Raw genomic sequence first — 24,674 nt, forward strand, 5'->3', positions numbered from 1 at the left:
TTGCGGACTTAAAATCTTGTGTACCACAAATAAAATATACCTTTAACTCTTCGGCCTTAAAACTATTTTTCATCAGTTTACGCCTCCACATCCGAATCCTGAATCCGATACAAAGCATTCAAGAATTCAATCTGAAAACTACCCGGTTCAACCTTGTTATATAAATGTTGACATTCTGTCTCCGCCATTTCACCGGCTATTGAATAGGCTTTGAGCCCCCATAAGGCAGAATTAAAGATCTCATCGTCTTGTAGTTGTGTAGAACCAATAAAGGCGCCTAAAAAGCCGCCCAATAAGCAGCCTGTGCCGACAACGAGCGGCATCATGGATGAGCCATGTTCAAATTCTACCGTCCTATTGCCGTTCGAAATACCGTCAACCGGCCCCGTGGCAATGCTTGTTACGCCAAATAACTTAGCGCATTGTTCAGCTAGCTTACCCGGATTAGCTACGCCTTCACTGTCGACGCCCTTAGTCGCTATTGCTTGTTCTTCTGATTCCATGTCAGCAGCATCATTCGTTGCTAACGGGTCAGTTTTTAATTTTTTCAACTTTTCACTGACTAAAGAAGCAATCTCACCGGCATTGCCGCGAAGCAAAGTAATCGTATGCTGCTCCAATAAATCCATAGCAATTCGTTTGCGAAAAGCACCGGCACTGCACGCTACTGGGTCTAATACAACGGGCACATTTAGTTTATTGGCTAATGCTACTGCTTTTTTATAAAAAGCCGCTAACTCCGGATTTACGGTCCCAATATTTACCAATAACGCCTTAGCATATGGCAATAAGTCTTCCAAATCCTCCATGCATGAACTCATGGCCGGCGACGCGCCCACAGCCAATAAGCCGTTGGCGGTAAAGTTTTTTACCACATCGTTGGTTAAACAAATTACGAGCGGATTTTGCTCCCGTAATAATTTAATATATGACATAACTCTTCATTCCTATATATTAATCAATAGTTAAAAGGATTTTCTTACACAATAACCATGTGATTTACCGGCCCATGACCTTTGCCAAGACCCGGATTTTCTTTGATGGCTTTGCTGATGAAATCCTTGCCGATGCCAACGGCCTCTACCAAAGATTTTCCTTTAGCAAGTTCCGCCGTAATGACAGCGGAGAACGTGCAACCTGTGCCATGGGTATTCGGCGTATCATAGCGCGGACTTTCAAAAGTAACGAGTTTTTCACCCTTAATATACAGATAATCCTTCGCTGTTTCGCCAAAATGGCCACCTTTGATAATAACGGCTTTAGGACCCATTTCATTCAAAACGAACTGCGCTGCTTTTTCAACATCAGACTCGCTTTCAATGGCAAAACCTACCAAATATTCTGTTTCCGACAAATTAGGCGTCACCAATGTGGCTACCGGCATTAATTCCGCTTTAAATTGGTCGCGTGCCTGTGCATCAATAAGATGATCGCCACTGGTAGCCACCATAACCGGATCCATTACATACGGTACGGAACCGTCCACATATTTGCGAATAATGCGCATCATATCCACATTCGAAATCATGCCTGTTTTTAGAGCTAATGGTGGAATATCTTCAAAAACACAAGCAAGCTGCGCTTCGAGCATTTCCAAATCCACATTCTGAATGAGACGAACGCCCTTTGTATTCTGTGCCACCACACTCGTTACAGCCGCCATGCCATACACCTGACGAGCCTGAAACGACTTCAAATCCGCCATAATACCGGTACCACCGGACGGATCCGTGCCGGCAATCGTTAACGCTGTAGGAAAGCTATTCTTATTCATGTTGTCCTCCAATACGTGAGCCCGGGACTCTCCTTAATCCCGAGCCAAATACGAATACGGTACAACCCAATACTTACTACTATTTTACGTTATTCAGAGAAATAATTCAAAACAATTTATCTTCGGTTCTATATTCAGCCATCTCCCTTAATACTCCTTTTGATAAAGTTAATCCTCTAACTCACCCCTAACCTTTATTTGCCCAACGCCTCCCCCTCAGCCCCGATATTCTTTCTGCCCTGCCCCTTGTTCGCAAGAACTTAGGGCGTGTTGCAAGGAGATATTTTAGGATGTTGCGACTTTCACTGAAGTTGATGCACTATTATTAAGGAAAACAATACAGGTCCTCTAAGCAGCGACTTTGTTCGTAAGAACTCGGAACTGCGAGAGGACCTGTATTGCTTTCCTATATATTGTTGATTCTCATAGAAAGTCGCAACAAACGACTAACTTACTTCTTGCTCACGCCCTAAGGAATACGAACCCAGCGCCGGCAAAAGAATATTTTATAATACGTTGCGTGTATATTCCGCATATTTCGCTTCCAAATCAAGCATTTTTTCATTCATTTCCATCTGCAATTTAGAAGCTGTATCATAGTCACCTTCAGCGATAGCCTGACCGATGCGAGTGAATAAAGATGTATTGGAACCGGTGTCTTTCGCTAAATAGTAACGCATATCATTAATTGCATCCCAACGGGAGATGTCTAAACCGTCATCACCATGGATTGGTTTCATAGCGCGGATTGTGTTGATGTTAGCCGGAATCAAACGATTGATTAATTCTAATTTCCAACGGTTCAAAATACCGGCAATAAAGGATTCCATAAGGTCTTTGGCAAAAGCACCGCCATTAACCAAAGCTTCTACTTTAGCAGGATTGTTTTTGAAGCCTAAGATGTTTTCCCAAACAGTAGCCGGTGGCACACCGTAGCGGCTGTTACGTTCTTCTTCGGTGTAATCTTCAAATACATTCTTTTCAGAACGATATGCACGACCTGTTTCTAAGTAATCTGCCGAATCTTCCGGATTCTTGGACAATTCAGCCAATAATTCATCCGGTGTTTTGCCGGAGGTAATTACATAGCGCAAACCGTCAAGCACGGCGGAATAAATCAAGGCAATGGCTGTATAAGTATTGGTATAAGGGTTTGGCGAACGAAGTTCGAAACGAGTGGCCATAGGGTTACCGATATCGCGAATCAAACCGCAAAGGATAGTACGGTTACGGCTAGGTTCATCCGGCTGATTACCTAAGGATGTAACGATACAAATCGGTGCTTCAAAGCCCGGTTTTAAACGATTCAAGGAGTCGGTTGTGGACGTAATGAACGGGTTAATAACCTCGTAGTTTTTAAGAAGCCCCATAATAGCTCCGAGACCGAGTGGGCTCAAGAAAGCTTTTTTCATATCTTCAGGAGAGAACAAGTTAACCATTTTGCCGTTTTTCATTTTAGCCATCAAGCCGAAATGAGTATGTTCCCCGGAACCGGCTACGCCGATAATAGGTTTTGCCTGGAAGGTAACATCAAGGCCGTTTTCACGGAACACTTCGCGCACGATGATACGAGCTTGTAATTCGTTATCGGCTGTCTGTAATGGATTACCGGTGTATTTCCAGTCGATTTCGAGCTGTTCCAATACATGGTCCATATGGCCTTCGTCGTCGATTTTACCTTTAACGCCGCCAACTTCTTTATGGCCCATTTCAGCGTTTAAGCCGTATGCATCAAGCATTTCAACGGCCTGTTCCATAGCGGTACGAACGGTGCCATGCGTACGCTGCCAATACTGTTCCTGTAATTTTTGAGAGGTGGACAATTCTTTGGTGCTTACTACTTTGGATGGTGTTTTTACCCAAAATTCCAATTCCGTAGCGGTTGTGAAAACTAAGTCCGCAATGTCATCCACGTTCACATGTTCCATGCCTTTAACTTTGTTGTTTTTCAAAAGAGCCATCACTTCAGCTTTAACAAAGTCTAAAGTTTCTTTCAAAATGGAACGGGAGTCTACATAACGTTCATTGTGCATCAAGAAAGCCGGAATACGAAGGGTACCGGTTGGTAAACCTGTTGCCGGATCGATGTTTTCATAGTTGTAATCGATGAACCAGTTAACACTTGGATCGCCCCAAATATCTACGCGGGCGTTGTTCAAGGTAGCAATCCCGGTCAACACAACGGAGGAACCGTCAGTTTGTACGGCACGGCCTTCAAAGAATGATTCATAGTCATCGAAGAACATAGCGATAGGAATTTTTTCATCCGTATCATTACCGGCTAAATCTACGCCTACCAAGGACACGAATTTAATTTCCGGATGCTGTTCCAAGAGGGCCAGCACCCCTTCTTTACCATACTGACCTGCGGGAATGTAATACAACAATTCATTTACCATAAGAATTCCTCCTTCTAAAAATGCAAAAAGACCCCTCGACACTGTCATACAACAATGTTCAAGGGGTCTTCATTGACCTAATATTATCTTTAAGGGTATATTAACATACTCACTTTAGTATGTCAACAAAAGGTTAACCGTTAACCTTTGCAATTTCTTCTCGTACAATCGTATTAACTAATTTGCCATCCGCTTTGCCTTTGGTTTCAGGCATTACCTTACCCATTACGTCACCCATTTTCACAGGTGCCGTTAAGCTGCTGATAGCATTGACTACGATAGTTCGAATCTCGCTTTCACTCAGTTGAGCCGGCAAATATTTCTTCAATATTTCCATTTCTTCTTTAGTCTGGGCCACGAGATCGTCACGCTGACCTTTTTCAAACTCAGCCAGTGAATCTTGACGCATTTTCATTTCTTTGGCCAAAATTCCCAGTATATCTGTATCGCTAAGCTCACGCTTTTCGTTAATTTCTGTATTTTTAATTGCACCGTTAACCATGCGGATTACCGATAAGGCTACTTTACCCGCTTCGCGAGCTTTCATAGCTTCTTTCATGTCCGCCTTTAACTGTTCTTTTAAGGACATACCGTGCCTCCAAGATAAATCTTACGCTCTGAATTTGCGCTTACGTGCAGCCTCAGATTTTTTCTTTCTTTTTACGCTTGGTTTTTCGTAGTGTTCGCGTTTTCTTACTTCAGATAAAACACCCGCTTTTTGGCAGGAGCGTTTAAAACGGCGAAGAGCACTTTCAAGCGTTTCGTTTTTACCGACTTTAATTTCAGACATCTATATCCCTCCCTCCAATTATTCGATGGAAGTGCAGGTATTTACTATACGCACATAAAGATATTATAATGTTTGACACTATGTTTGTCAATATTTGAACATCATTATGCACTGTATTTATGCAACTTTTTTACAATAAATCGGTATAAAAAATCATGATATGTAAGTCTGAAATTCATATACCTGTTACAAGTTTGATTGTTATTCGTTAAATTTCAGGCCAACCTAATTCCTGACCACCTAAAATGTGAGCATGCAAGTGGAATACGGACTGACCTGCTTTGGCGCCGGTATTGAATACAACACGATAACCATCAGCAGAAAGACCCGCTTCTTTAGCTACTTCTTTGATGAATGGCAAAATACCTTCCACATAAGCTGCTTTTTCATCAGTCAAATGAGCGATGTTGGCTACATGATTTTTAGGAATCACAAGAATATGTACCTTGGTTACAGGGTTAATATCGTGAAAAGCTAAAAATTTATCGTTTTCCAATACTTTGTTGCAAGGAATTTCACCTTTAATAATTTTACAAAAAATACATTCGTCGCTCATGCGTCATCGCTCCTTTGGTAAGAATACGGATTTAAATTTGATAACTGCCTACACAAAAACTTCGCTGGTTCAATCTTAATCATGACTATCAATAATCATGGTATACAGGCTAAAATCGATTATTCAATAATTAAAGTTTCACCGTCAAAATCTGTAACGGTGCCGCCTATGATTGTCCCTACGTCGTGTGCAGTTGTCCCTTTCTTTATTTTACCGTGAATATATTCATTCGTAAAGCCCAGATAATAACCGTCTTCTTCACGTTCAATGAGGATTTGGGCCGGTTTGCCGATCATTTGTTCCGCAAAGTTTTGCAAACCTTTTTGTCCAAGACTATTCAAAAGAGCCACACGCGTCTTTTTAACCGCTTCCGGTACCTGGTCTTCCATGGTAGCGGCCGGTGTACCTTCGCGCTTAGAATATGGGAACGCATGAATATGGGTGAAGCCGATTTCTTCTACAGTTTTCATAGTTTCTTCGAAATCTTCGTCCGTTTCACCAGGAAAACCCGCAATGATATCGGTTGTAATGGCAAGGCCCGGAATACGACTGCGTAAACGGGCAATTAGATCTTTAAATTCCTGAAGATTATAATGACGGTTCATGAGTTTTAAAATATGGTCGGAACCGGCTTGGAGCGGCAAATGTAAATGCGTACAGAAGCGTGGTTCGTTTGCCATTAAGTCAACCAACTCTTCCGATACTTCCACCGATTCAATAGATCCCAAACGAATACGTTCTAAGCCCGGAATGTCCAGCAATGCCTTCACAACGCTTGCTAAATTAGGTTTTTCAGGCAGTTCAATACCGTAATTGCCGAGATGAATCCCGGTCAGCACAATTTCATGGTAACCATGTTCTACCAATCGTTTAGCTTCTTTTACAATATCTTCTATGCGACGGGATTTCAATTTACCGCGGGTGTACGGAATGATACAAAAAGTACAGTAGTTATTGCAACCTTCCTGGATTTTCATAAAAGCACGGGCCTTGTCGATTTCATTACCGTAAAGCGGCATTTCTTCAAACGTAGCCTGTTCCATGATGTTACGCACGATACTGATTTGTTTTTCAGTAGATTCGAGCTGTTCTACCAACTCTACTACGCGATGACGGTTATTCGTACCGATAACGAGATTAACGCCGTCAATGGCAGCAATGGCTTCCGGTGCCAGCTGAGCATAGCAGCCGGTAACGATAATATATGCATCTTCGTTAGTACGTTTAGCTTTACGGATTAACTGACGGGATTTCCGTTCCCCCATGTTCGTAACGGAACAAGTATTAATAACGTAAATATCCGCTTTTTCATCAAAATCTACCGGCGTATAGCCACCTTGTATAAATAAACCACGCATGGCATCCGTGTCGTACTGATTAACACGGCAGCCTAAGGTAGTAAATGCTACTGTTTTCATATCTTTTTGCTCATTCTCCTATCTATTATGCTAAAAAAGTTCATACTTAGAACATCTCTAGTAAAATTAAAATATATTAGTCCACACTTAGAACATATTTAGTCCTAATTCAGAATATACTCAATCCCAATTTAAAATCTATTTAGTCCATATTTAGTGCATATTGCAACATGCTTACAGCACCTACAGCAGCCGTTTCGGCACGCAAAATAGTATTTCCCAATGTCACCACACGGGCGCCGGCTGCTTCAAATTGCGTCAGTTCATCGTTGCTTAAGCCGCCTTCCGGACCGATAAAAATAACGACGCGCTGAATCACATCTTCCGATTCCACTTGTTCTAAAGCTGCTTTTAAGGTCAAACTATGTTCATTTTCATAAGCAACCAACAAAAGACTGCCATTAGCTTGTTCTCGCGCTAAAACATCGGCTAAGGTAATATCAGCCGTGAATTCCGGCAATTTAGAACGACCGCATTGTTGGGCCGCCTCTTTCATGATTTTCTCCCAACGCTGTACTTTTTGAGGTAATTTGTCCATTTTATATTGTACTACACAATTTCTCATCGGCACAGCATAGACTGTATGAACATTAAGCTCTGTTGTTTTTTGCAAAACCCATTCCAATTTATCGGCTTTTAGAAAGCCTTGTACAAGCACCACTTCAACTTCACCGGCTACCTCGTCTTGAATATGGCCGATAAGTTCAGCTTTAGCCTCCCCATCAACGACTTCCAATAATTTATATACAGCCGTTTTACCGTCACTCCCGCCAATCATAACGGGCTTTTCCATTTTATGACGAAATACTGTCAATAAATGATGAGTTGTGTCTTTTGGTATGGTTATCATTGTGTCTAAGGGCGCATCGATAAAAATTTTCTTCATGAGCTGTGCCTTTCGTGATTAATGTTAGCGTAATCTTATAAAAACAACCTATTTATAATATATGAAGTCATCAGACAATTCAAGCATCATCTAAATAATTCTATGTATTATTATATCATAAAAAGAGTAATTTTCCGGATGAACTGGTCAGCGAAGTACATCATAAGTGCGAAAATTACTCTTTATGCTTCTACTATTTAATTATTACTGCTTTATGTTAAGCTGTCTATTTATCGACTTCTTATAGCATTTTTTAAAACACTATGCTTACTGCTTCAAAGCCAAAGTGTGCCATGACCCTTTAACCAATTCTTCTTCAATTTGCCAATGTTCTTTAATATACGGCATGATTTCATCGTACCGGTCATCGATGATACCGCTGATAATTAAAACGCCGTCAGAGGCTAATTTGGTACTTATAGTAGGCAATAGAATCTTTAATGGATCTACCGTAAGGTTGGCCATGATTAAATCCGCTTTACCGTCAAAATCCTTAGCTAAATCACCACAGATTATCTTGGCCGCTACCTTATTCGTTACACAATTAAGCTTAGCCTGTTCAGCCGCATTTTCATCGATATCTATACCAATTAAACAGGGAATCCCCAGCGTATGAGCAACGAGGAGCAAAATACCCGTGCCCGTGCCAATATCAAGGCAGGTTGCCTTATTTTGCCCGTATTTGGCCATGAGTTCGGCACAAGCCTTCGTTGTTTCGTGCGCCCCCGTACCGAAGGATAAATCGGAGTCAATAGTAAGCACCGTCTCATTGCCCTTCGGTGTATACTCTTTCCAGGCCGGACGGATTACTACATTCGGTAAAATTTCCGTCGGCTCAATATACTGTTGCCAATTGTTATACCAATCTGTATCGGTTACTTCTTTAGCATAAAGGTGCTTGTAGTTGAATTGAGCCGTTTTTAGAGCCCCTGCAATTAATTCTTCCCATTCCCGGGGCGTTTTTTCAGTATCACCATACAAAGTAAGCTGCACCCAAGCCGGTTCATTAGGAATATCTTCTTCTATAAAGCCGTTGCTACTATATGTATCAAAAAGAGTAGTCACCTCTTCAATGACTACTCTTTCGATGGCAACGGATATTTCTATCCATTTCATTATATACCTCCGGTCCCGAACAAGAAGTTCAGGCGAGCTTTTCAATCACCACATAAGGCATCTTTGAATTTATCACCGATTTTTTCCAAAATGCTCTTGCTCTCTTTTAACACGGTTACATCTTCTTTGCCTTCTTTGGCAAATTGTACCAAAAGTTCACGCTGTTTCTGGTTTAACTTCTTAGGTGTTACAACCGTTACACGAACATGTTGGTCACCGCGCTGGCTTGGGTTACGTAAGTACGGAATCCCCTTGCCTTTCAAACGGAAGATTGTGCCGGTCTGGGTTCCCTCAGGAATCTTAAGTTCAACTTTGCCGTCCAAAGTGTTGACCATAATAGTCGCACCGATTGCAGCTTGGGCAAAAGAAATCTTAGCTTCGCTTACTACTTCGTTGCCTTGACGTTCGAACTCACGACTTGGTCTTACGTAAATGTATACGTACAAGTCGCCTTTAGGACCGCCTTTAATCCCCGGTTCGCCTTCATTGGCTACACGCAAACGGGAACCGCTGTCAACGCCGGCCGGAATTTTGATTTCAATCTTCTTACGGCCCACGGTTTCACCACTGCCGTGACATACCTTACAAGGTTTTTCAATCTTTTTACCGGAGCCGTGGCAAACGGAGCATGTACGAGCGGAACGCATCTGACCGAATGGGGTATTTTGTACCACTGTTTCCTGACCGCTGCCGTGACAACGAGGACAAGTTTCAACCTTGCTACCCGGTTCACCGCCGGTACCGTGACAGTGATTACATTCTTCATGACGCTGTACATCAATCGTCATTTTACGACCGAAAGCGGCATCTTCAAAACTGATTTCCACATCATGACGAAGATCGTCACCTTTTTGCGGACCGTTATTTTGTTGACCGCCACCGCCGAAGAACATGTCAAAAATATCTCCAAAGCCGCCGGCCTGGCCGCCAAACCCACCAAAACCGCCTTGACCGCCAAAGCCGCCGAAACCACCGGCCCCGGCGCCACCACCTTGAGTGAAGGCGTCGTGACCGTACTGGTCATATTGGGCACGTTTGGTTTCATCAGACAATACTTCATAGGCTTCGTTAGCTTCTTTAAACTTTTCTTCTGCCTCTTTAGGATTGTCGCGGTTTACGTCAGGATGGTATTGGCGCGCTTTTTTTCTAAACGCTTTTTTTATTTCGTCTTGAGAGGCGTTTTTATCGACCCCTAAGACGTCATAATAATCCTTCGCCATCAGTTACTTACCGTCCTCTTAGTCTTTTTTATCGTCTTTTACTTCAGTGTATTCAGCGTCAACTACATCATCATTCTGCTGTGCGCCGCCTTGAGCACCTTGAGCGCCCTGAGCATCACCACCGGCAGTTTGCTGAGCAGCCTGAGCTTGTTCATACATCTTAGTGGACAATTCGTACAATGGTTTAGTCAATTCTTCGCTCTTAGCTTTGATATCTTCTACATTGCCGGATTCGATAGCGGCTTTCAAAGCATCTTTAGCTTTAGTAACTTGTTCAAGAGTTGCTGCATCGGCTTTACCTTCGAAGTCTTTAACAGCTTTTTCAGCTTGGTATACTAAAGAATCGGCGTTGTTTTTAACTTCAATTTCTTCTTTTTTAGCTTTATCTTCAGCTGCATGTGCTTCTGCTTCTTTTACCATGCGGTCAATTTCATCCTGTTGTAAACCGCCGGAAGAAGTAATGGTAATAGCCTGTTCTTTACCGGTGCCCATGTCTTTAGCTTTTACGTTAACGATACCGTTAGCATCGATGTTGAATGTAACTTCGATTTTAGGTACCCCACGTGGAGCTGCCGGAATGCCGGTCAATTCAAAACGACCAAGTGTTTTGTTGTCAGCAGCAAAGTCACGTTCACCTTGTAATACATGAATATCTACTGCCGGTTGATTATCGGCTGCTGTGGAGAATACCTGGCTCTTAGATGTAGGAATCGTAGTGTTACGATCGATAATGCGTGTGAAAACACCGCCCAAAGTTTCGATACCGAGAGACAATGGAGTTACGTCGAGAAGTAATACGTCTTTAACTTCACCAACAAGTACACCGCCCTGGATAGCAGCACCAACGGCTACACATTCGTCAGGGTTAACGTTTTTGGTAGGTTCTTTACCAAGAACGCGTTTGATAGCTTCTTGAACAGCCGGAATACGGGAAGAACCGCCAACGAGTAAGATTTTATCAATTTCGCCTACGCTGAGACCAGAGTCAGCCAACGCTTTACGAGTAGGTTCAATAGTAGCTTCAACTAAGTCGTGAGTTAATTCTTCGAATTTGGCACGAGTCAAAGTCAAGTCCAAGTGTTTAGGGCCGGTAGCATCAGCTGTGATAAATGGTAAGTTGATGTTCGTGCTCATAACGCCGGACAATTCAATTTTAGCTTTTTCGGCAGCTTCTTTTAAACGTTGATCCGCCATTTTATCCTGAGACAAATCAATGCCTGTATCTTTTTTGAATTCTGCAATCATCCAATCCATGATGCGTTGGTCGAAGTCATCACCGCCCAAGTGGTTGTTACCGCTGGTAGCTTTTACTTCAAATACACCGTCGCCGAGTTCAAGGATGGATACGTCGAAGGTACCACCGCCAAGGTCGAATACGAGTACTTTACCTTCTTCGTCTTTATCTACACCGTAAGCCAAAGCAGCTGCTGTCGGTTCGTTGATGATACGAAGAACGTCAAGGCCTGCAATAGCGCCGGCATCTTTAGTAGCCTGACGTTGGCTGTCGGTGAAGTAAGCAGGTACGGTAATTACGGCCTGAGTTACTGTTTCACCAAGGTAAGCTTCTGCATCGGCTTTCAATTTCTGAAGAATCATAGCAGAAATTTCTTGCGGCGTGTACTGTTTGTCGTCAATTTTTACCTTGTAGTCACTACCCATGTGACGTTTAATGGAAGAAATCGTTTTTTCAGGATTAGATACAGCCTGACGTTTTGCCAACTGACCTACCAAACGTTCACCATTTTTTGCAAAACCTACTACGGAAGGTGTTAAACGGGAACCTTCCTGATTTGTAACAACGACCGGTTCGCCGCCTTCCATTACAGCGACTACAGAGTTTGTTGTACCTAAGTCAATACCAATTACTTTTGCCATTTTAAATGACCTCCTATTTTTATCTTATGCCATCTATTGTCATGTTAATTTCTAATATAAGCTGCGACTCGGATTACTCACTTGGAATGCGTCCGCTATCGCACGCCTTAGGCGAAATTAATCATTATGTACTACTTTAACCATGGCCGGACGCACCGTTTTACCATCTACGGTATAACCGGTTTGCAATACTTCGCAAACTGTGTCGTCTTCATATTCATCAGACGGCACACGCATGATTGCTTGATGATAATTCGGATCGAACGGTTTGCCTACAGCATCAATTACCGCTAAGCCGTGTTTGCTAAGCATGGCCATCAAGTTTTGATGAATCATTACAAAACCGTCAAGGAATGCTTTTGTTTCGGCATTAGTCGGTGCCTGTAAAGCACGTTCAAAATTATCCAACACGGAGAATAAATCTTTCATTACATCCGCTTTTACAAAACCTGCCAATTGATCTTTTTCCTGCAACGTGCGTCGCTTGAAATTATCAAAGTCGGCTTGCAAACGAACAAATCTTTTTTCCGCTTCCGCCAATGCTTCTTTCACGGCATCAGCTTCGGCTGTTACTGTCTCACCTGCCGCTTTTGCTTCAGTAGCAGCTACGTCTTCAGCGCTTTCTACCATCACGTCAGGTTCGCCGGCAACGTTCATTTCATCAGTTACTGTTTCCTGTGTAAAGTCTTCAGTCTGTTTCATCTCGTCTGCTCCCATCGTGAGTATCACCTCATTACTTTCTATTTTTATTTTCCGCTAATGCACGCATAAAATCTTGCATATACGATAAAATACCAATGATTCGGCCATACTCCATACGAGTAGGTCCTAATATAGCCAACGTACCGATACGCTCATCCTTATCACCGAAATCAGCTTGAATAACGCTTAAATCTTTAAGCGGTTCCGCCTGATTTTCACTGCCGATGGTAATGCCGATACCGTTCTTCTTAGACGCCGCCAAGAGCTGATTCAGTTGATCTTGTTCTTCCAACATCGACAGAATCGGTTGAACCTTCTTGATGTCCTTGAATTCCGGTTGCTCTAACAGCTCGGTTGTACCAACTGAGTAGAACAACTTACGTTTGGCAATGGCGCGATACAAGGCCTCTGCCAGTATAAGTAATACCGCTCGTGGCCCTTCAATAAGCTGAACCGTAGCCTCCAAGTTCTGTAAGGTCATGCTTGACAAGCGCACGTCTTTTAACGCATTTGTCATGCGAATAGCCATACTTGCCAAAACATCATCGGCTACAGCCTCTTTGAAATACATCGGCTCGTTATCCAAAGCACCTTGGTCGGTTACAACAACCATGATAGCTCTGTTTTCACCAATCGGTAACACATGAATAAATTTCAACACCGACGTGTCATGAGCCGGCGCCAGGAATAAACTCATGTTATGGCTGATTTGTGAAATCAGTTTGGCTACATTTAAGAAGAAATCTTCAAAGTTAGCCGGTTTGTCTTGCCATATTTTATTGATTTTTTCTGCATCTTCGCGCTCTGTGCCGTTCGAATGCAACATAGCGTCTACATAAAAGCGGTAGCCCTTGGCTGATGGAATACGACCCGCTGATGTATGCGGTTGTTCCAAAAAGCCCAGGTCTTCCAAATCGGCCATTTCATTGCGGACCGTGGCCGGGCTGACGCCCAAATTATAATTCTTAGCCAGAGTCCTCGAACCTACCGGTTCAGCCGACTTTATGTAGTCCTGTATGATAGCGTGTAAGATGCGCTGTTTACGTTCATCCATATTCACACCTCATTGTTAGCACTCATTAACATCGAGTGCTAATCACAGCTATAATGTTATCATAAAACGTCAAAATGTCAAGCAAATATTTCATACAGATTTCGTAAAAACTCGCTTATTTACTGTTTAGTCAAAAAATCAAAGGGCCTTTAAAGATCATTGACCTTTAAAAGCCCTTATGTAAAACTTTTTAAATTAACTTATAAATCTCCGGTCATTTTACAAAATGACTCATCACCGTTCACATCGGTAGCAATTAGTTAGCTACTCGTTTACGATGACTCATCAACCGCTACATCGCCGTAATTAATTGGCAGCGCGTTTACGGGTAGCAATTTTATAAATCATTACACACAAAGCGAGATAAATCACAATACCGAGGTATGTTGCTTCCGGAGTTTTTTCCCACGCATCCAAGAACCAGTCAACACCGGCAATTTTAAGAACCGCACTGATTAAGGAACCGATGGCACCACCGGCTACGAAACCGGAAGCTACGGTACCGCCTTCAGCTACACGTGCTTCACTTTCAGCTTCATCTTTGCTGCTGCGTTTAACCAAATAAGAAATGAAACCGCCCACTAAGATTGGCGTGTTGATTTCCATTGGTAAGTATGCGCCGAGGGCAAAAGCCAATGGCGGAACACCAATCATCCAAAGCAATACGGCGAAAATAGCGCCGAGAATATATAATTCCCATTGAGCACTGCCGCCGGTCATCAACGGTTCAACAATAGCAGCCATAGCATTGGCTTGTGGCGCATTTAAAGCACCGTCGCCTACGAAACCGTATGCATTATTGAGCAAGATTAAAACGCCTACGCATACAATACCGGCGATTACAACGCCGACTAATTGCCATAATTGCATTTTGGCAGGGGTAGCACCGGTTAGGTGTGCAACTTTCAATTCGGACATGAAGTTACCCGCTACACCGATGGTGGTTGCCAAGAACGCAGCCATCATTAAGATAGCAATGATACCGGTTGTACCGCCCATACCAACACTGGTCATGATAACGGCACTAATTAAAATCATGAAAATTGTCATGCCCGATACCGGTTCATTACCGGTAAAGGCGATGGAACTGATACCTACTACAGACAATAAGAAGGATAAAATCAAAACGATAAAGAATGCCAACACTGTTTGTAGGAATGTATCAGCATAATAAATATGGAAGAAAATAGAGAATAAAACTGTTGTTAATACGATACCTAAGCCCAATACGGAAGAAGGCAAATCAATCTGCGTACGCAATACGTTAACTGTCGTAGTTTTACCACGGCTGAACATATCAACGATAGCGCGTTTCATAATTTTACTTACTACATTGGACATGGTCAATAAGCCGATAACACCGGCCATGGCGAGCATACCGATACCGATATGGCGCACATATGTCTTAAATACATCACCGGTAGAAGCATCGGCAAGTAAGATTTCTTTGCCCCCTACCATCATGATGTGATCGCCACCAATGAAGAAGAATAATGGAACCATTACGAACCAGGCAAAGAAGGAGCCGGCGGCAATAATAGAACCATAACGAATACCGGTAAAATAACCTAAACCTAATAAAGCAATGTCACTGTCTAAGGATAAGTGCATTTTACTGTTCTGCTGGAATACTTGGCCCCAACGGAATGTGGTAGTGGAGAAAACTTCACGCCACCAACCAAGGGAGTTTAATACGAAATCATAGCCTAAGCCCAATAAACCGCTAAGCGCCATGAGTTTAGCCTTACCGCCATCATTACTGCTCAATACTTCGGCAGCGGCACGACCACTTGGGAATGGATACGCATGATGCATTTCTTCACAGAAATACTGACGGAAGAATACGCAAAGGAATACCCCCAATAAACCGCCTAATACGATAGGCACGATCATTTGGGAAACCGATACAGTATGAATATCAAGAATAAAAAGAGCCGGTAAAATGAACATTACCCCTGCCAGTACGTTAGTACCGGAGCTGGCAATGGCCTGAATGTGAACGGTTTCCGGGAAAGCATTTTTACGTTTGAATAAAACCGCCATCCCCATGGATAAAATAGATACCGGTGCAAACGCATCTACGGTCTGGCCGATTTTTAAGCATAAATAACCAACGGCCAAGGCAAATAACGCGGCAAAGAAGAGCCCCCAGAAAATAACATAACTGTTAATTTCCTCATAATTTTTGGTTGGATCCATAATCGGACGAACCTCATTGTGATGCTCATTTGATGCCATAAAATCATCTCCTTAGATAAATAAAACAGAAATACAAAAGTAAAAAATTAAAGATAATTAAAAGATTTACCTAAGGAAATTTCGTTAGCTGCCTACAATCAACCAAGAATCCCACCTGCTCCGAACTACTTCTCGTTTAGTCCACTACACAAAAACTTTTCTCTTTCACTATTACACAACTAAAGGGGCTCTCCACACCGTGGATGCCCCTTTTTTCTCTACTTGAATTATATGTTTAATGTTACTCTTTGTCAACGAGTAGTGTACATAGCATGCATAATCAGTATATTGCCCCTCCAAAAAGACTGCATTACTAACTTTAGTCATATCTCATTTTCAGTTTATTTTTGAGAAAATGAGATATACTTCAAATACCTGTCAAAATAACCACAAAAATTATTGACTAAGCTTAGTAATATCTTCATTACGACCGATAACAATCAACATATCCTCATCTTGTAACGGATTATTCGGGTTTGGCGGCGCAATGACATTTTTATCACGTTTTACAGCCACAATATTTACATTATATTTCTTACGAATATCCAATTCAGTCAAAGTGTGACCAATCATGAACGAAGGAATCCCCATTTCCACGAGGCCAATATCCTGAGATAACTGAAAATAATCCACAATATTTTCACGAGTCAGCATTTGAGCCACGCGTTCGGCCATATCCATTTCCGGAAAAATAATCAAATCGGCCCCTACCTTCTCGAGTAATTTACTTTCCATTTCGGTAGATGCTTTCGCCACAATGTACGGCGCATGTAATTCCTTGAGTACCATGGCGGATAATAATTTAGCTTTTAAATTATCCCCAATGGCAATAACAACTACATCCAATTCCTGCAAATTTAATTGACGAATCGTATCTTCATCACTGAAATCGGCTACAATACTGTGTGTCAAATAAGGCGCCAGTTTTTGTACTAACCCCTCTTCAATATCAATACCTACTACTTCATGTCCCAGAGCCGCTACCTGTTTTGCCAACGTGCCGCCAAAACGGCCAAGACCTATTATACCGATTGTTTTACGCTTCATATTATTACCTCTGTTTTATGAAAAAATAAAAGGCTACACCTGTCATCAACAAGAACTAGTTAAACTATAGCAACACATTATCTTCCGGATAGTATGCCGTAGTCGTAGCACGACGTTTTAAGAAAAAGGCGCCAATCAACGTGAGCACACCGATACGTCCCGTATACATTACCAGGATTAAGGTTAGCTTGCTCACCGTTGAGAGCTCCGGTGTTATCCCGATGGTAAGTCCCACCGTAGCAAAAGCGGACGTTACCTCAAACAGTAAATCTAAAAACGGAAACGTCTCAACACCGGCCAATACGAAAGTAGCCAGCACAACGAGCATGGATGAAAAGAATACAATGCCTACGGCCTTATAAATAACACTCTGGCTTAAGCTGCGCTCAAAGATTTCGACACGTCGTGTATTTGTGAACAACGAACGTGACGTGGCCCATAATACAGCCATGGTACTGATTTTAATACCGCCACCGGTCGAGTTTGGGCCGGCCCCGATAAACATGAGTACCACCGTAATAAAAACTGTAATAGGATGTAAATCTGCGTAATTCAACGTCGGAATACCGGCCGTGCGCGGCGTTATGGCTTGAAACAAAGCGCCTTGAATTTTGGTTGTGAACGGTAAACCGGCTAATGTTTGCGTCCATTCCAAGCCAAGAATACTGAGTGTACCGGCTACAACGAGAATCAATTCACCGACGAGCATCACTTTCGTATGCAATGTTAATTGAGCGAAGCCCCGTTTGCGATTGTTCCAAATATCGAAGGACGCCATGTAACCAAAGCCACCAATAAGGATAAGGCTGCAAGTGGTCAGCGTAAAGCCCCAATCACCCACCATTTTATAAGGTAGATCGTTGTCAAAAAACACAAAGCCGGCGTTACAAAATGTAGAAATAGCCTGGTAAAATCCGTAATATATAGCGCTATACCCTAAATAAGGATATAAATCTAACGTGTAGGCTACCCCGCCGATAAATTCAAAGCCAAATGTGAGAATGGCAATTTGTTTAAGCACGGTTTGTACCGAAATATTATCTTGCCCAATATCTTCTTGAAGTAATAATTTATTTTCCAAACCAACGCGGCGCCTTAAGACGATGAAAATAAAGGTGGTAAAGGTCATCGTCCCCAAACCGCCGATCTGAATTAATAAAATCATAATAGTTTGACCAAAGATGCTCCAATGGTGAAACGTATCTACCGTCGTAAGTCCTGTTACAGACACGCAGGATACGGCCACAAAAAGAGCATCAATAAACGGTGTACGGCTACCGTCAAGGGTGGCCCACGGCATAGTCAGTAAAAAACCGCCAAACAACATGAGTAGAGCAAAGCTTAATGCCAATAAACGCTGCGGATTGGTCATTAAAGCATTTCTGAATTTTTCTCGCCACGTCAGTGGACGATGTGTAAAATTCGGTCCTAATATCATAATTTCCTCGAATCACCGGCTATGTAGATTGATACTCTGCCTTAACCCCATAATATCACTATATAGTCGTCTCAATGCATGTAAAACACCAATAGCCAAAAACGCTATTTTTCATATCCATATTATACATCAATCGTCTTATTAAAAGGAAAACTCTTTTAAGGGAAATCATAATTCCACCTTAAAAGAGTTCATAAATTTATTGCTATATAAATTTAAATCAAGTGTATTTCAAAGGCCGGTTTAGTTTTATTCAGCATCTGCCTGCGGCGCAACTTCGGCGTTTTCAAAGGGATTGCCTAAGCGAGCCAACATATGATCAAATTTTTCTTTCGGCATGGCATTATCTTTGTACCACTGTAATAAAAACTCGATTTTGTCTTGTGCTTCTTCAGGCGTTAGTTTTTTGGCCAAAACTTCGCCGCCTTTAGGTCGATTACCGCTTTTACCGCCGGCCACCAGCACATAGCCATCCGGCAAACCGTATAATCCGATATCCTTAATCATCGGTTCGGCGCAGCAACGAGGGCAACCGCTGATGCCGATACGAAGTTTATTAGGCATATCTTCACCGAAATGATGTTCATCAATATATTTAGCTACCGGAATCGTCTGCATAAAGGCGTGGGAACAACCGTCCGTACCACGACAAGCCGTCACCGAATTAACCGCCGCATGCTTAACCTGCTGCACCCCTTCCGGCAATTGTTCTAAAATAGCTGCCTTGTCTTCCTTGGTAATGTCATAAATCTGAATACCCGTAGCTACGATCCGGAAATTTCCCTTATATTTATCAGCCAAATCAATAATGGCATGTAATTGGTCGCGTGAAAACTCACTGAATAAAGAATGTAAAATAACGGATGTTTTCATGTGTACTCCTTAGTCATTTGATTAACAATAAACGTATATTGTTGTACCTCGATTCGATACAAACGGATACCATATCGGCACGCCTTACATCATATGCCGTTACCTATAATTCACTATTATATTTGTATCATATTATTATTTTATCGAGTTGTGACATATATCACAAAATAACTAAAAGTTATGATTAAACTAGCTAAAAATTTTAAAAAAAATCCCGGTTCAATTAAACCGGGATTAAGTCGTAAAAAAGCATTAAATCGAGCTCTTAGAGCCTTCCACTTCCATGGCTTTGTCATCTGCAGTATGTACATCGGAATCAGCGTTATAAACCGTTTTACCGGTGGCGCTTTGGACCTTTTCTTTAAAATCATCCACATCGCCCAGTTTCTTTAGACCACTGTTATCTAAACCTGACTCACCGGCTTCAATAATGGCTGTTACTACATCGGTAGCATCCACCGTATCTTTAGCTGATTCCGTTTGCAATAAGGCAAGATTTTTTTGTAAAAAGCGGCGCCACACGTATTCTACGCTGGCTGTTGTATAAAGAAGAAAATAAAAATATGTGGCTGCGGAAGCCCCCATATAAAGAACATAAATATTAATACCGTTATAGGTGTCTGCCAACTGCCCCGACTGCATTTCCTGCATCAAAAGAACCATAATGAGCATAGCTATAATCCCCAACACAATAGCTATCGTCAAGGCTACCCCATACAAAATAAAAAGAAAGGCACTGTTTGATACATTGGTGTCGGGAAAACGTTTTGTCAGTCCTTTAGTATATAAATTGCGGCATAAGAGCCCTGCAATAGTAATTACCGCAAACAATACAACACCGGAAACGAGGTAGAATCTGTCACCCGTTACATATCCGTAAATACCTTTACTCACTAAGAATACGGCACATAAACTTAACAAATCAAAAATAATGCCGGCAAAGCAGGCTCGCCAGCCAAAATTTACATAATCTTTCATATTTAATCTTCCTTATTTTATAAGTTTAACATATTTAATAACAGTAAAAGCATACCACGAATGTATATCTATGACAAGTTAAGTTGGATTCCCAATGAAAACTACAAATAAGTCAGTTACGGCAACGACTCTAATGATTTAATTATTTGTTTCTCTCCATTATGCGCGCCTTAACCATTATATTATAAAAAAGAGTAGCAGCTCTGAGGCTACTACTCTCCACAATTTACTCTTTAATTTCCTTTATAAAATTTCCTTGCGCATCAAACCTTAATGCATATCTTTCCTTGGCGCCGTTTATTTTTATAGTGGCTTCAAAAACGCCTCGATTAATACGATAATCGTACCATATAACTTCTTCTACTTTGCCGCCTTCAATGCTCTTAGCTTTTTCTTCGGCGACTTTATAGATATCAGTCACTTTATTAAAATCAATACTGTTTAAATCGCCTAAATTTTCATCTAGTTTTCCCGGACCGATTAATTCGAGTGGTTTTGCATCAGACCATTTTCCGTCCTTATAATCATATCGGACAACCTGATTGGCTGTGCCCGGTTTTAAGACATCAATCCTGGCCGTCATTCCTGTTTCCTTGTGATACATGAAATAAATATCGTCCATAGCTCTCAAATTATGGCCCTTAAGTTCAGGTTTGTTTTTAAGATCATCCATCATTTTATTGGCTAAGCCTTGATCGGTAAATACATTCGCGTTCTTGTCGCCACCGATTAAACTATCGATCGAATTACTACAGCCACCCACAATAATGCCAAACACTAAAACTACTAACATTAACACTAACTTTTTCATTATCCAACCTCCCAGCTCAAGCAATAATATAAAAAATAATGATATAAAACCATTTTCATTATTTTATCATATTAATCAATAATTTAATAATATCTGAACTGCAATTGAAAGCTGAAAATAAAAAAACCGCACCTCTGTGCGGTTTCCATGTGGTGGAGATAAGCGGGATCGAACCGCTGACCTCTTGAATGCCATTCAAGCGCTCTCCCAGCTGAGCTATACCCCCGTGCATTACAGATAACATAATACTAAAACACTCACCTGTTTGTCAATATAAATTTTAAATTTCATATTGCAATTTAAGAATCATATACTGAATGTAAGACTCTTAAAAGTCTTGAGTTTACTAAAACTTCTAAGAGTCTTTACACCTTTTACTTAGCGTATAAATTGACTGAACACATAATTACCGTGTTTAGCGCCGTCACGCGTGAGTCGCCAACCTTCTGCGGTTGCTACCAATAACCCTTGCTTTATTAAGTGCTCTATTTCATCACCGAAAATATCCTGAACGGACTCATTAAATCGCTCCTTAAAGGCTTTTTCAGAAAGACCCCACTTGGTCCGCAATGCTAAGAAGCAAAAGTCCTCAACGGCACGGTTTTCACTAATAGTCTCTTCAAATACAATGGGCAATAAATTCTGGCGCAGCCGATTAATATAAGGCACCACATAAGGCTCATTATTGCGACGCATATCTCTATAAAAAGAATAGGCACCGGCACCAAAAGCCAAGTACTCTTTATACTGCCAATAGCGTAGATTATGATAGCTATAGGAACCGTTATTGGTAAAATTGGAAATTTCATACCGTTCGAAGCCATGAGCCTTCAATTCATCAAGCATACAATCGTACATAGCTTCATTTTCATCATCCGATGGCAAATCAAGCTGACCAAGTTCCACCTGTTTATGAAGATTGGTCCCCTCTTCGAGCTGTAAGCCGTAAATAGATATATGACTGACACCTAAATTAAGTAATGTTGCTACATTGGTCTTTATGTCTTTTAACGTCTGTCCCGGCAAGGCATAAATCAAATCACCGCTTACCGACTGAAAACCTACCGACAGTGCATCGGTAATCGCTTGTTTGGCCATATGAGAATTATGACCACGTCTCAGCAGCTGCAACAAATCATCATCAAAAGTTTGTACGCCGTAGCTAAGGCGAGTAACGCCCAAAGATTTCAGTCCTTTTAAATATGCAATGTCGATCTCACCGGGATTGGCTTCCATGGATAATTCGCGCACCGAATCACAAGGATAATAGGTATATAGGGTATTTAAAATCTGTTCCAACTGACTGAGTGATAACTGTGTAGGCGTTCCACCACCGAAGTAAATGGTATTCACAGGTATCTTGGCACTTTCCGGATATGTCGAAGCCCACAGTTTAATTTCATCGCACAAGGCCTCAACATAGTCGTCATAATACGCCTCTAAGCCTTCATAGGAGGCAAAGTCACAGTAGGAACATTTTTTACGACAAAACGGGATATGAAGGTACACCCCCATATCCCGAGTCGTCGCAAAAGAGGGTGTGAATGAGGAATCCATACACAATCTCCTTTATCTTTTTTGAAAAATCTTTATCTGAATTAAATGCAATCAAATTAAGCCATTAAGACTATTTAGGAATCGGTCTAATTAATTACTTGTCATCAACTTTAAGAATGGCCATAAACGCTTCTTGCGGGATTTCTACGCTACCTACCGCCTTCATGCGCTTCTTACCTTCTTTTTGTTTTTCCAACAATTTGCGTTTACGACTGATGTCACCGCCGTAACATTTAGCCAAAACATCCTTACGCCATGCTTTAACCGTTTCACGGGCGACGATTTTATTACCGACAGCTGCCTGAATCGGAATTTCAAACATTTGACGCGGAATTAATTCTTTAAGCTTTTCAGCCAACGCACGACCGCGAGTGGCTGCTCTATCCTTATGAACAATGATGCTCAACGCATCCACCGGTTCACCATTCAAGAGAATATCCATTTTAACCATCGGCGATGCCTGATAACCGATGAGTTCATAGTCTAAGGATGCATAACCCTTAGTAGCCGATTTCAACTTATCGAAGTAATCGTAAATAATTTCGCCCAATGGCAAGTGATACACAATGGAAACACGAGTTTCATCCAAATATTCCATAGACTGATATTCACCGCGTTTATCCTGGGACAGTTCCATAATAGCCCCGACGAAGTCCTTAGGCACGATGGTCGTAGCCTTGACATACGGTTCTTCGATAAAGTCAATTTCTGTAGGTGGCGGCAATTTGGACGGATTGTCGATTTCTAAAATCTCACCGTTCGTTTTATGCACTTTGTAGTTTACACTCGGTGCCGTCGTAATTAACGTTAAATTGTATTCACGTTCTAAGCGTTCTTGAATAACGTCCATGTGCAAGAGGCCGAGGAAGCCGCAACGGAAACCGAAGCCCAAAGCAATAGATGTTTCCGGCTCGTATTCGAGGGCCGCATCGTTAAGATTAAGCTTTTCAAGAGCATCACGAAGATTGTCGTAATCTTTACTGTCAGTCGGATAGAGACCGCAATACACCATGGATACCGCTTTACGATAACCCGGTAACGGTTCTGCCGCCGGATCGTCAGCCTTGGTAATAGTATCCCCAACATGACAATCGCCTACATTCTTAATGCTCGCGGCCACGCAACCTACGCTGCCACAAGTTAACTCATCCACAGGTAACAAGTTCGGTGTGAAAACACCGAGTTCAGTCACTTCAAAGTCTTTTTGATCGTGCATCATGCGGATAATATCACGTTTTTTAAGAGAACCTTCTTTAACGCGTACATAGGCAATGGCACCTTTGTAGGAGTCAAAGCGGGAGTCAAAAATAAGAGCCCGTGTCGGCTGATCGGATTTATCTTCAGGCGCCGGAATGCGTTCTACGATGGCTTCCAAAATATCCTGAATGCCGATGCCCGATTTCGCGCTGGCCAAAATAGCATCGGATGCATCGAGCCCGATAATATCTTCAATTTCTTTTTTTACTCGATCCACGTCCGCACTCGGTAAGTCGATTTTGTTAATAACCGGAATAATTTCTAAATCATGTTCCAATGCTAAATAAACATTGGCCAAGGTTTGCGCTTCTACGCCTTGCGCGGCATCCACAACGAGCAAGGCACCTTCACAAGCAGCCAAGGAACGGGATACTTCATAACTGAAGTCTACGTGCCCCGGAGTATCAATCAAGTTTAAGGTATATTGTTTACCGTCTTTAGCCGTATGCAGTAAACGAACGGATTGCGCTTTGATTGTAATCCCACGTTCTCTTTCCAAGTCCATGGAGTCAAGCACCTGAGCTTCCATTTCACGCTTTGTGAGCGTTCCCGTTGCTTCTATTAAACGGTCAGCCAAGGTGGATTTCCCGTGGTCTATATGGGCAATAATGCAGAAATTGCGAATATGTTCAGTTACCATGTTCCATTCTCCTCATAGTTAGCTTAACCACGTCATTCTCAATAA

General features: G+C 41.9%; 21 protein-coding genes and 1 tRNA gene. All 22 read right to left on the reverse strand.

What is annotated here, in order from left to right; translation table 11 throughout:
- Window positions 1–77 precede the first annotated feature (77 nt).
- Complete coding sequence (locus tag EO124_RS05200; protein ID WP_127058644.1) at window positions 78–935, reverse strand: hydroxyethylthiazole kinase; 858 nt, start codon at window positions 933–935, stop codon at window positions 78–80.
- Window positions 936–979: 44 nt separating this feature from the next.
- Entirely contained in the window at window positions 980–1,774 is a 795-nt protein-coding gene (gene thiD, locus EO124_RS05205; RefSeq protein WP_127058645.1) for a bifunctional hydroxymethylpyrimidine kinase/phosphomethylpyrimidine kinase, read from the reverse strand.
- A gap of 506 nt (window positions 1,775–2,280) precedes the next feature.
- Window positions 2,281–4,173: a type I glutamate--ammonia ligase gene (locus EO124_RS05210; protein WP_127058646.1), complete on the reverse strand. Its 1,893-nt coding sequence runs from the start codon at window positions 4,171–4,173 to the stop codon at window positions 2,281–2,283.
- Window positions 4,174–4,306: 133 nt separating this feature from the next.
- The gene (locus EO124_RS05215) at window positions 4,307–4,762 is read right to left on the reverse strand and encodes a GatB/YqeY domain-containing protein (RefSeq protein WP_021842084.1); all 456 of its coding nucleotides are present in this window, start codon (window positions 4,760–4,762) and stop codon (window positions 4,307–4,309) included.
- Between the two features lie 21 nt (window positions 4,763–4,783).
- Entirely contained in the window at window positions 4,784–4,963 is a 180-nt protein-coding gene (rpsU, locus tag EO124_RS05220) for a 30S ribosomal protein S21 (RefSeq protein WP_004695751.1), read from the reverse strand.
- Window positions 4,964–5,171: 208 nt separating this feature from the next.
- The gene (locus EO124_RS05225; protein WP_021842083.1) at window positions 5,172–5,519 is read right to left on the reverse strand and encodes a histidine triad nucleotide-binding protein; all 348 of its coding nucleotides are present in this window, start codon (window positions 5,517–5,519) and stop codon (window positions 5,172–5,174) included.
- A 119-nt stretch (window positions 5,520–5,638) separates the two neighbouring features.
- A complete protein-coding gene (mtaB, locus tag EO124_RS05230; RefSeq protein ID WP_127058647.1) occupies window positions 5,639–6,937 on the reverse strand; it encodes a tRNA (N(6)-L-threonylcarbamoyladenosine(37)-C(2))-methylthiotransferase MtaB in 1,299 nt (432 codons plus the stop codon).
- Window positions 6,938–7,079: 142 nt separating this feature from the next.
- A complete protein-coding gene (locus EO124_RS05235) occupies window positions 7,080–7,823 on the reverse strand; it encodes an RsmE family RNA methyltransferase (protein WP_127058648.1) in 744 nt (247 codons plus the stop codon).
- Between the two features lie 267 nt (window positions 7,824–8,090).
- On the reverse strand, window positions 8,091–8,939 hold the full coding sequence (locus EO124_RS05240; RefSeq protein WP_127058649.1) for a 50S ribosomal protein L11 methyltransferase: 849 nt from the start codon (window positions 8,937–8,939) through the stop codon (window positions 8,091–8,093).
- 41 nt (window positions 8,940–8,980) lie between these two features.
- Window positions 8,981–10,159 carry a molecular chaperone DnaJ gene (gene dnaJ, locus EO124_RS05245; protein ID WP_021842079.1) on the reverse strand — a complete coding sequence of 393 codons (1,179 nt, stop codon included), beginning with the start codon at window positions 10,157–10,159 and terminating at the stop codon, window positions 8,981–8,983.
- A gap of 18 nt (window positions 10,160–10,177) precedes the next feature.
- Complete coding sequence (dnaK, locus tag EO124_RS05250) at window positions 10,178–12,034, reverse strand: molecular chaperone DnaK (RefSeq protein WP_127058650.1); 1,857 nt, start codon at window positions 12,032–12,034, stop codon at window positions 10,178–10,180.
- 117 nt (window positions 12,035–12,151) lie between these two features.
- Window positions 12,152–12,691 carry a nucleotide exchange factor GrpE gene (grpE, locus tag EO124_RS05255; RefSeq protein WP_438873615.1) on the reverse strand — a complete coding sequence of 180 codons (540 nt, stop codon included), beginning with the start codon at window positions 12,689–12,691 and terminating at the stop codon, window positions 12,152–12,154.
- 76 nt (window positions 12,692–12,767) lie between these two features.
- The gene (hrcA, locus tag EO124_RS05260; protein ID WP_127058652.1) at window positions 12,768–13,790 is read right to left on the reverse strand and encodes a heat-inducible transcriptional repressor HrcA; all 1,023 of its coding nucleotides are present in this window, start codon (window positions 13,788–13,790) and stop codon (window positions 12,768–12,770) included.
- A 306-nt stretch (window positions 13,791–14,096) separates the two neighbouring features.
- Window positions 14,097–16,028: an OPT family oligopeptide transporter gene (locus EO124_RS05265; RefSeq protein ID WP_127058653.1), complete on the reverse strand. Its 1,932-nt coding sequence runs from the start codon at window positions 16,026–16,028 to the stop codon at window positions 14,097–14,099.
- A gap of 396 nt (window positions 16,029–16,424) precedes the next feature.
- A complete protein-coding gene (locus EO124_RS05270) occupies window positions 16,425–17,075 on the reverse strand; it encodes a potassium channel family protein (RefSeq protein ID WP_127058654.1) in 651 nt (216 codons plus the stop codon).
- A 64-nt stretch (window positions 17,076–17,139) separates the two neighbouring features.
- Entirely contained in the window at window positions 17,140–18,513 is a 1,374-nt protein-coding gene (locus tag EO124_RS05275; RefSeq protein ID WP_241230675.1) for a TrkH family potassium uptake protein, read from the reverse strand.
- Window positions 18,514–18,762: 249 nt separating this feature from the next.
- The gene (locus tag EO124_RS05280) at window positions 18,763–19,386 is read right to left on the reverse strand and encodes an NAD(P)/FAD-dependent oxidoreductase (protein WP_127058655.1); all 624 of its coding nucleotides are present in this window, start codon (window positions 19,384–19,386) and stop codon (window positions 18,763–18,765) included.
- 252 nt (window positions 19,387–19,638) lie between these two features.
- Window positions 19,639–20,364 carry a hypothetical protein gene (locus EO124_RS05285; protein ID WP_127058656.1) on the reverse strand — a complete coding sequence of 242 codons (726 nt, stop codon included), beginning with the start codon at window positions 20,362–20,364 and terminating at the stop codon, window positions 19,639–19,641.
- Window positions 20,365–20,590: 226 nt separating this feature from the next.
- Complete coding sequence (locus tag EO124_RS05290; protein WP_127058657.1) at window positions 20,591–21,175, reverse strand: hypothetical protein; 585 nt, start codon at window positions 21,173–21,175, stop codon at window positions 20,591–20,593.
- A gap of 150 nt (window positions 21,176–21,325) precedes the next feature.
- Window positions 21,326–21,401 (reverse strand) — tRNA-Ala (locus EO124_RS05295).
- Window positions 21,402–21,553: 152 nt separating this feature from the next.
- Window positions 21,554–22,732, reverse strand: coding sequence for a radical SAM family heme chaperone HemW (gene hemW, locus EO124_RS05300; RefSeq protein WP_127058658.1), 1,179 nt, complete (start codon window positions 22,730–22,732; stop codon window positions 21,554–21,556).
- 94 nt (window positions 22,733–22,826) lie between these two features.
- Window positions 22,827–24,629 carry a translation elongation factor 4 gene (lepA, locus tag EO124_RS05305; protein WP_021841011.1) on the reverse strand — a complete coding sequence of 601 codons (1,803 nt, stop codon included), beginning with the start codon at window positions 24,627–24,629 and terminating at the stop codon, window positions 22,827–22,829.
- Window positions 24,630–24,674: the final 45 nt, after the last annotated feature.

The organism is Veillonella ratti (assembly GCF_003992115.1).
In the GTDB taxonomy this organism is placed as follows: domain Bacteria; phylum Bacillota; class Negativicutes; order Veillonellales; family Veillonellaceae; genus Veillonella_A; species Veillonella_A ratti.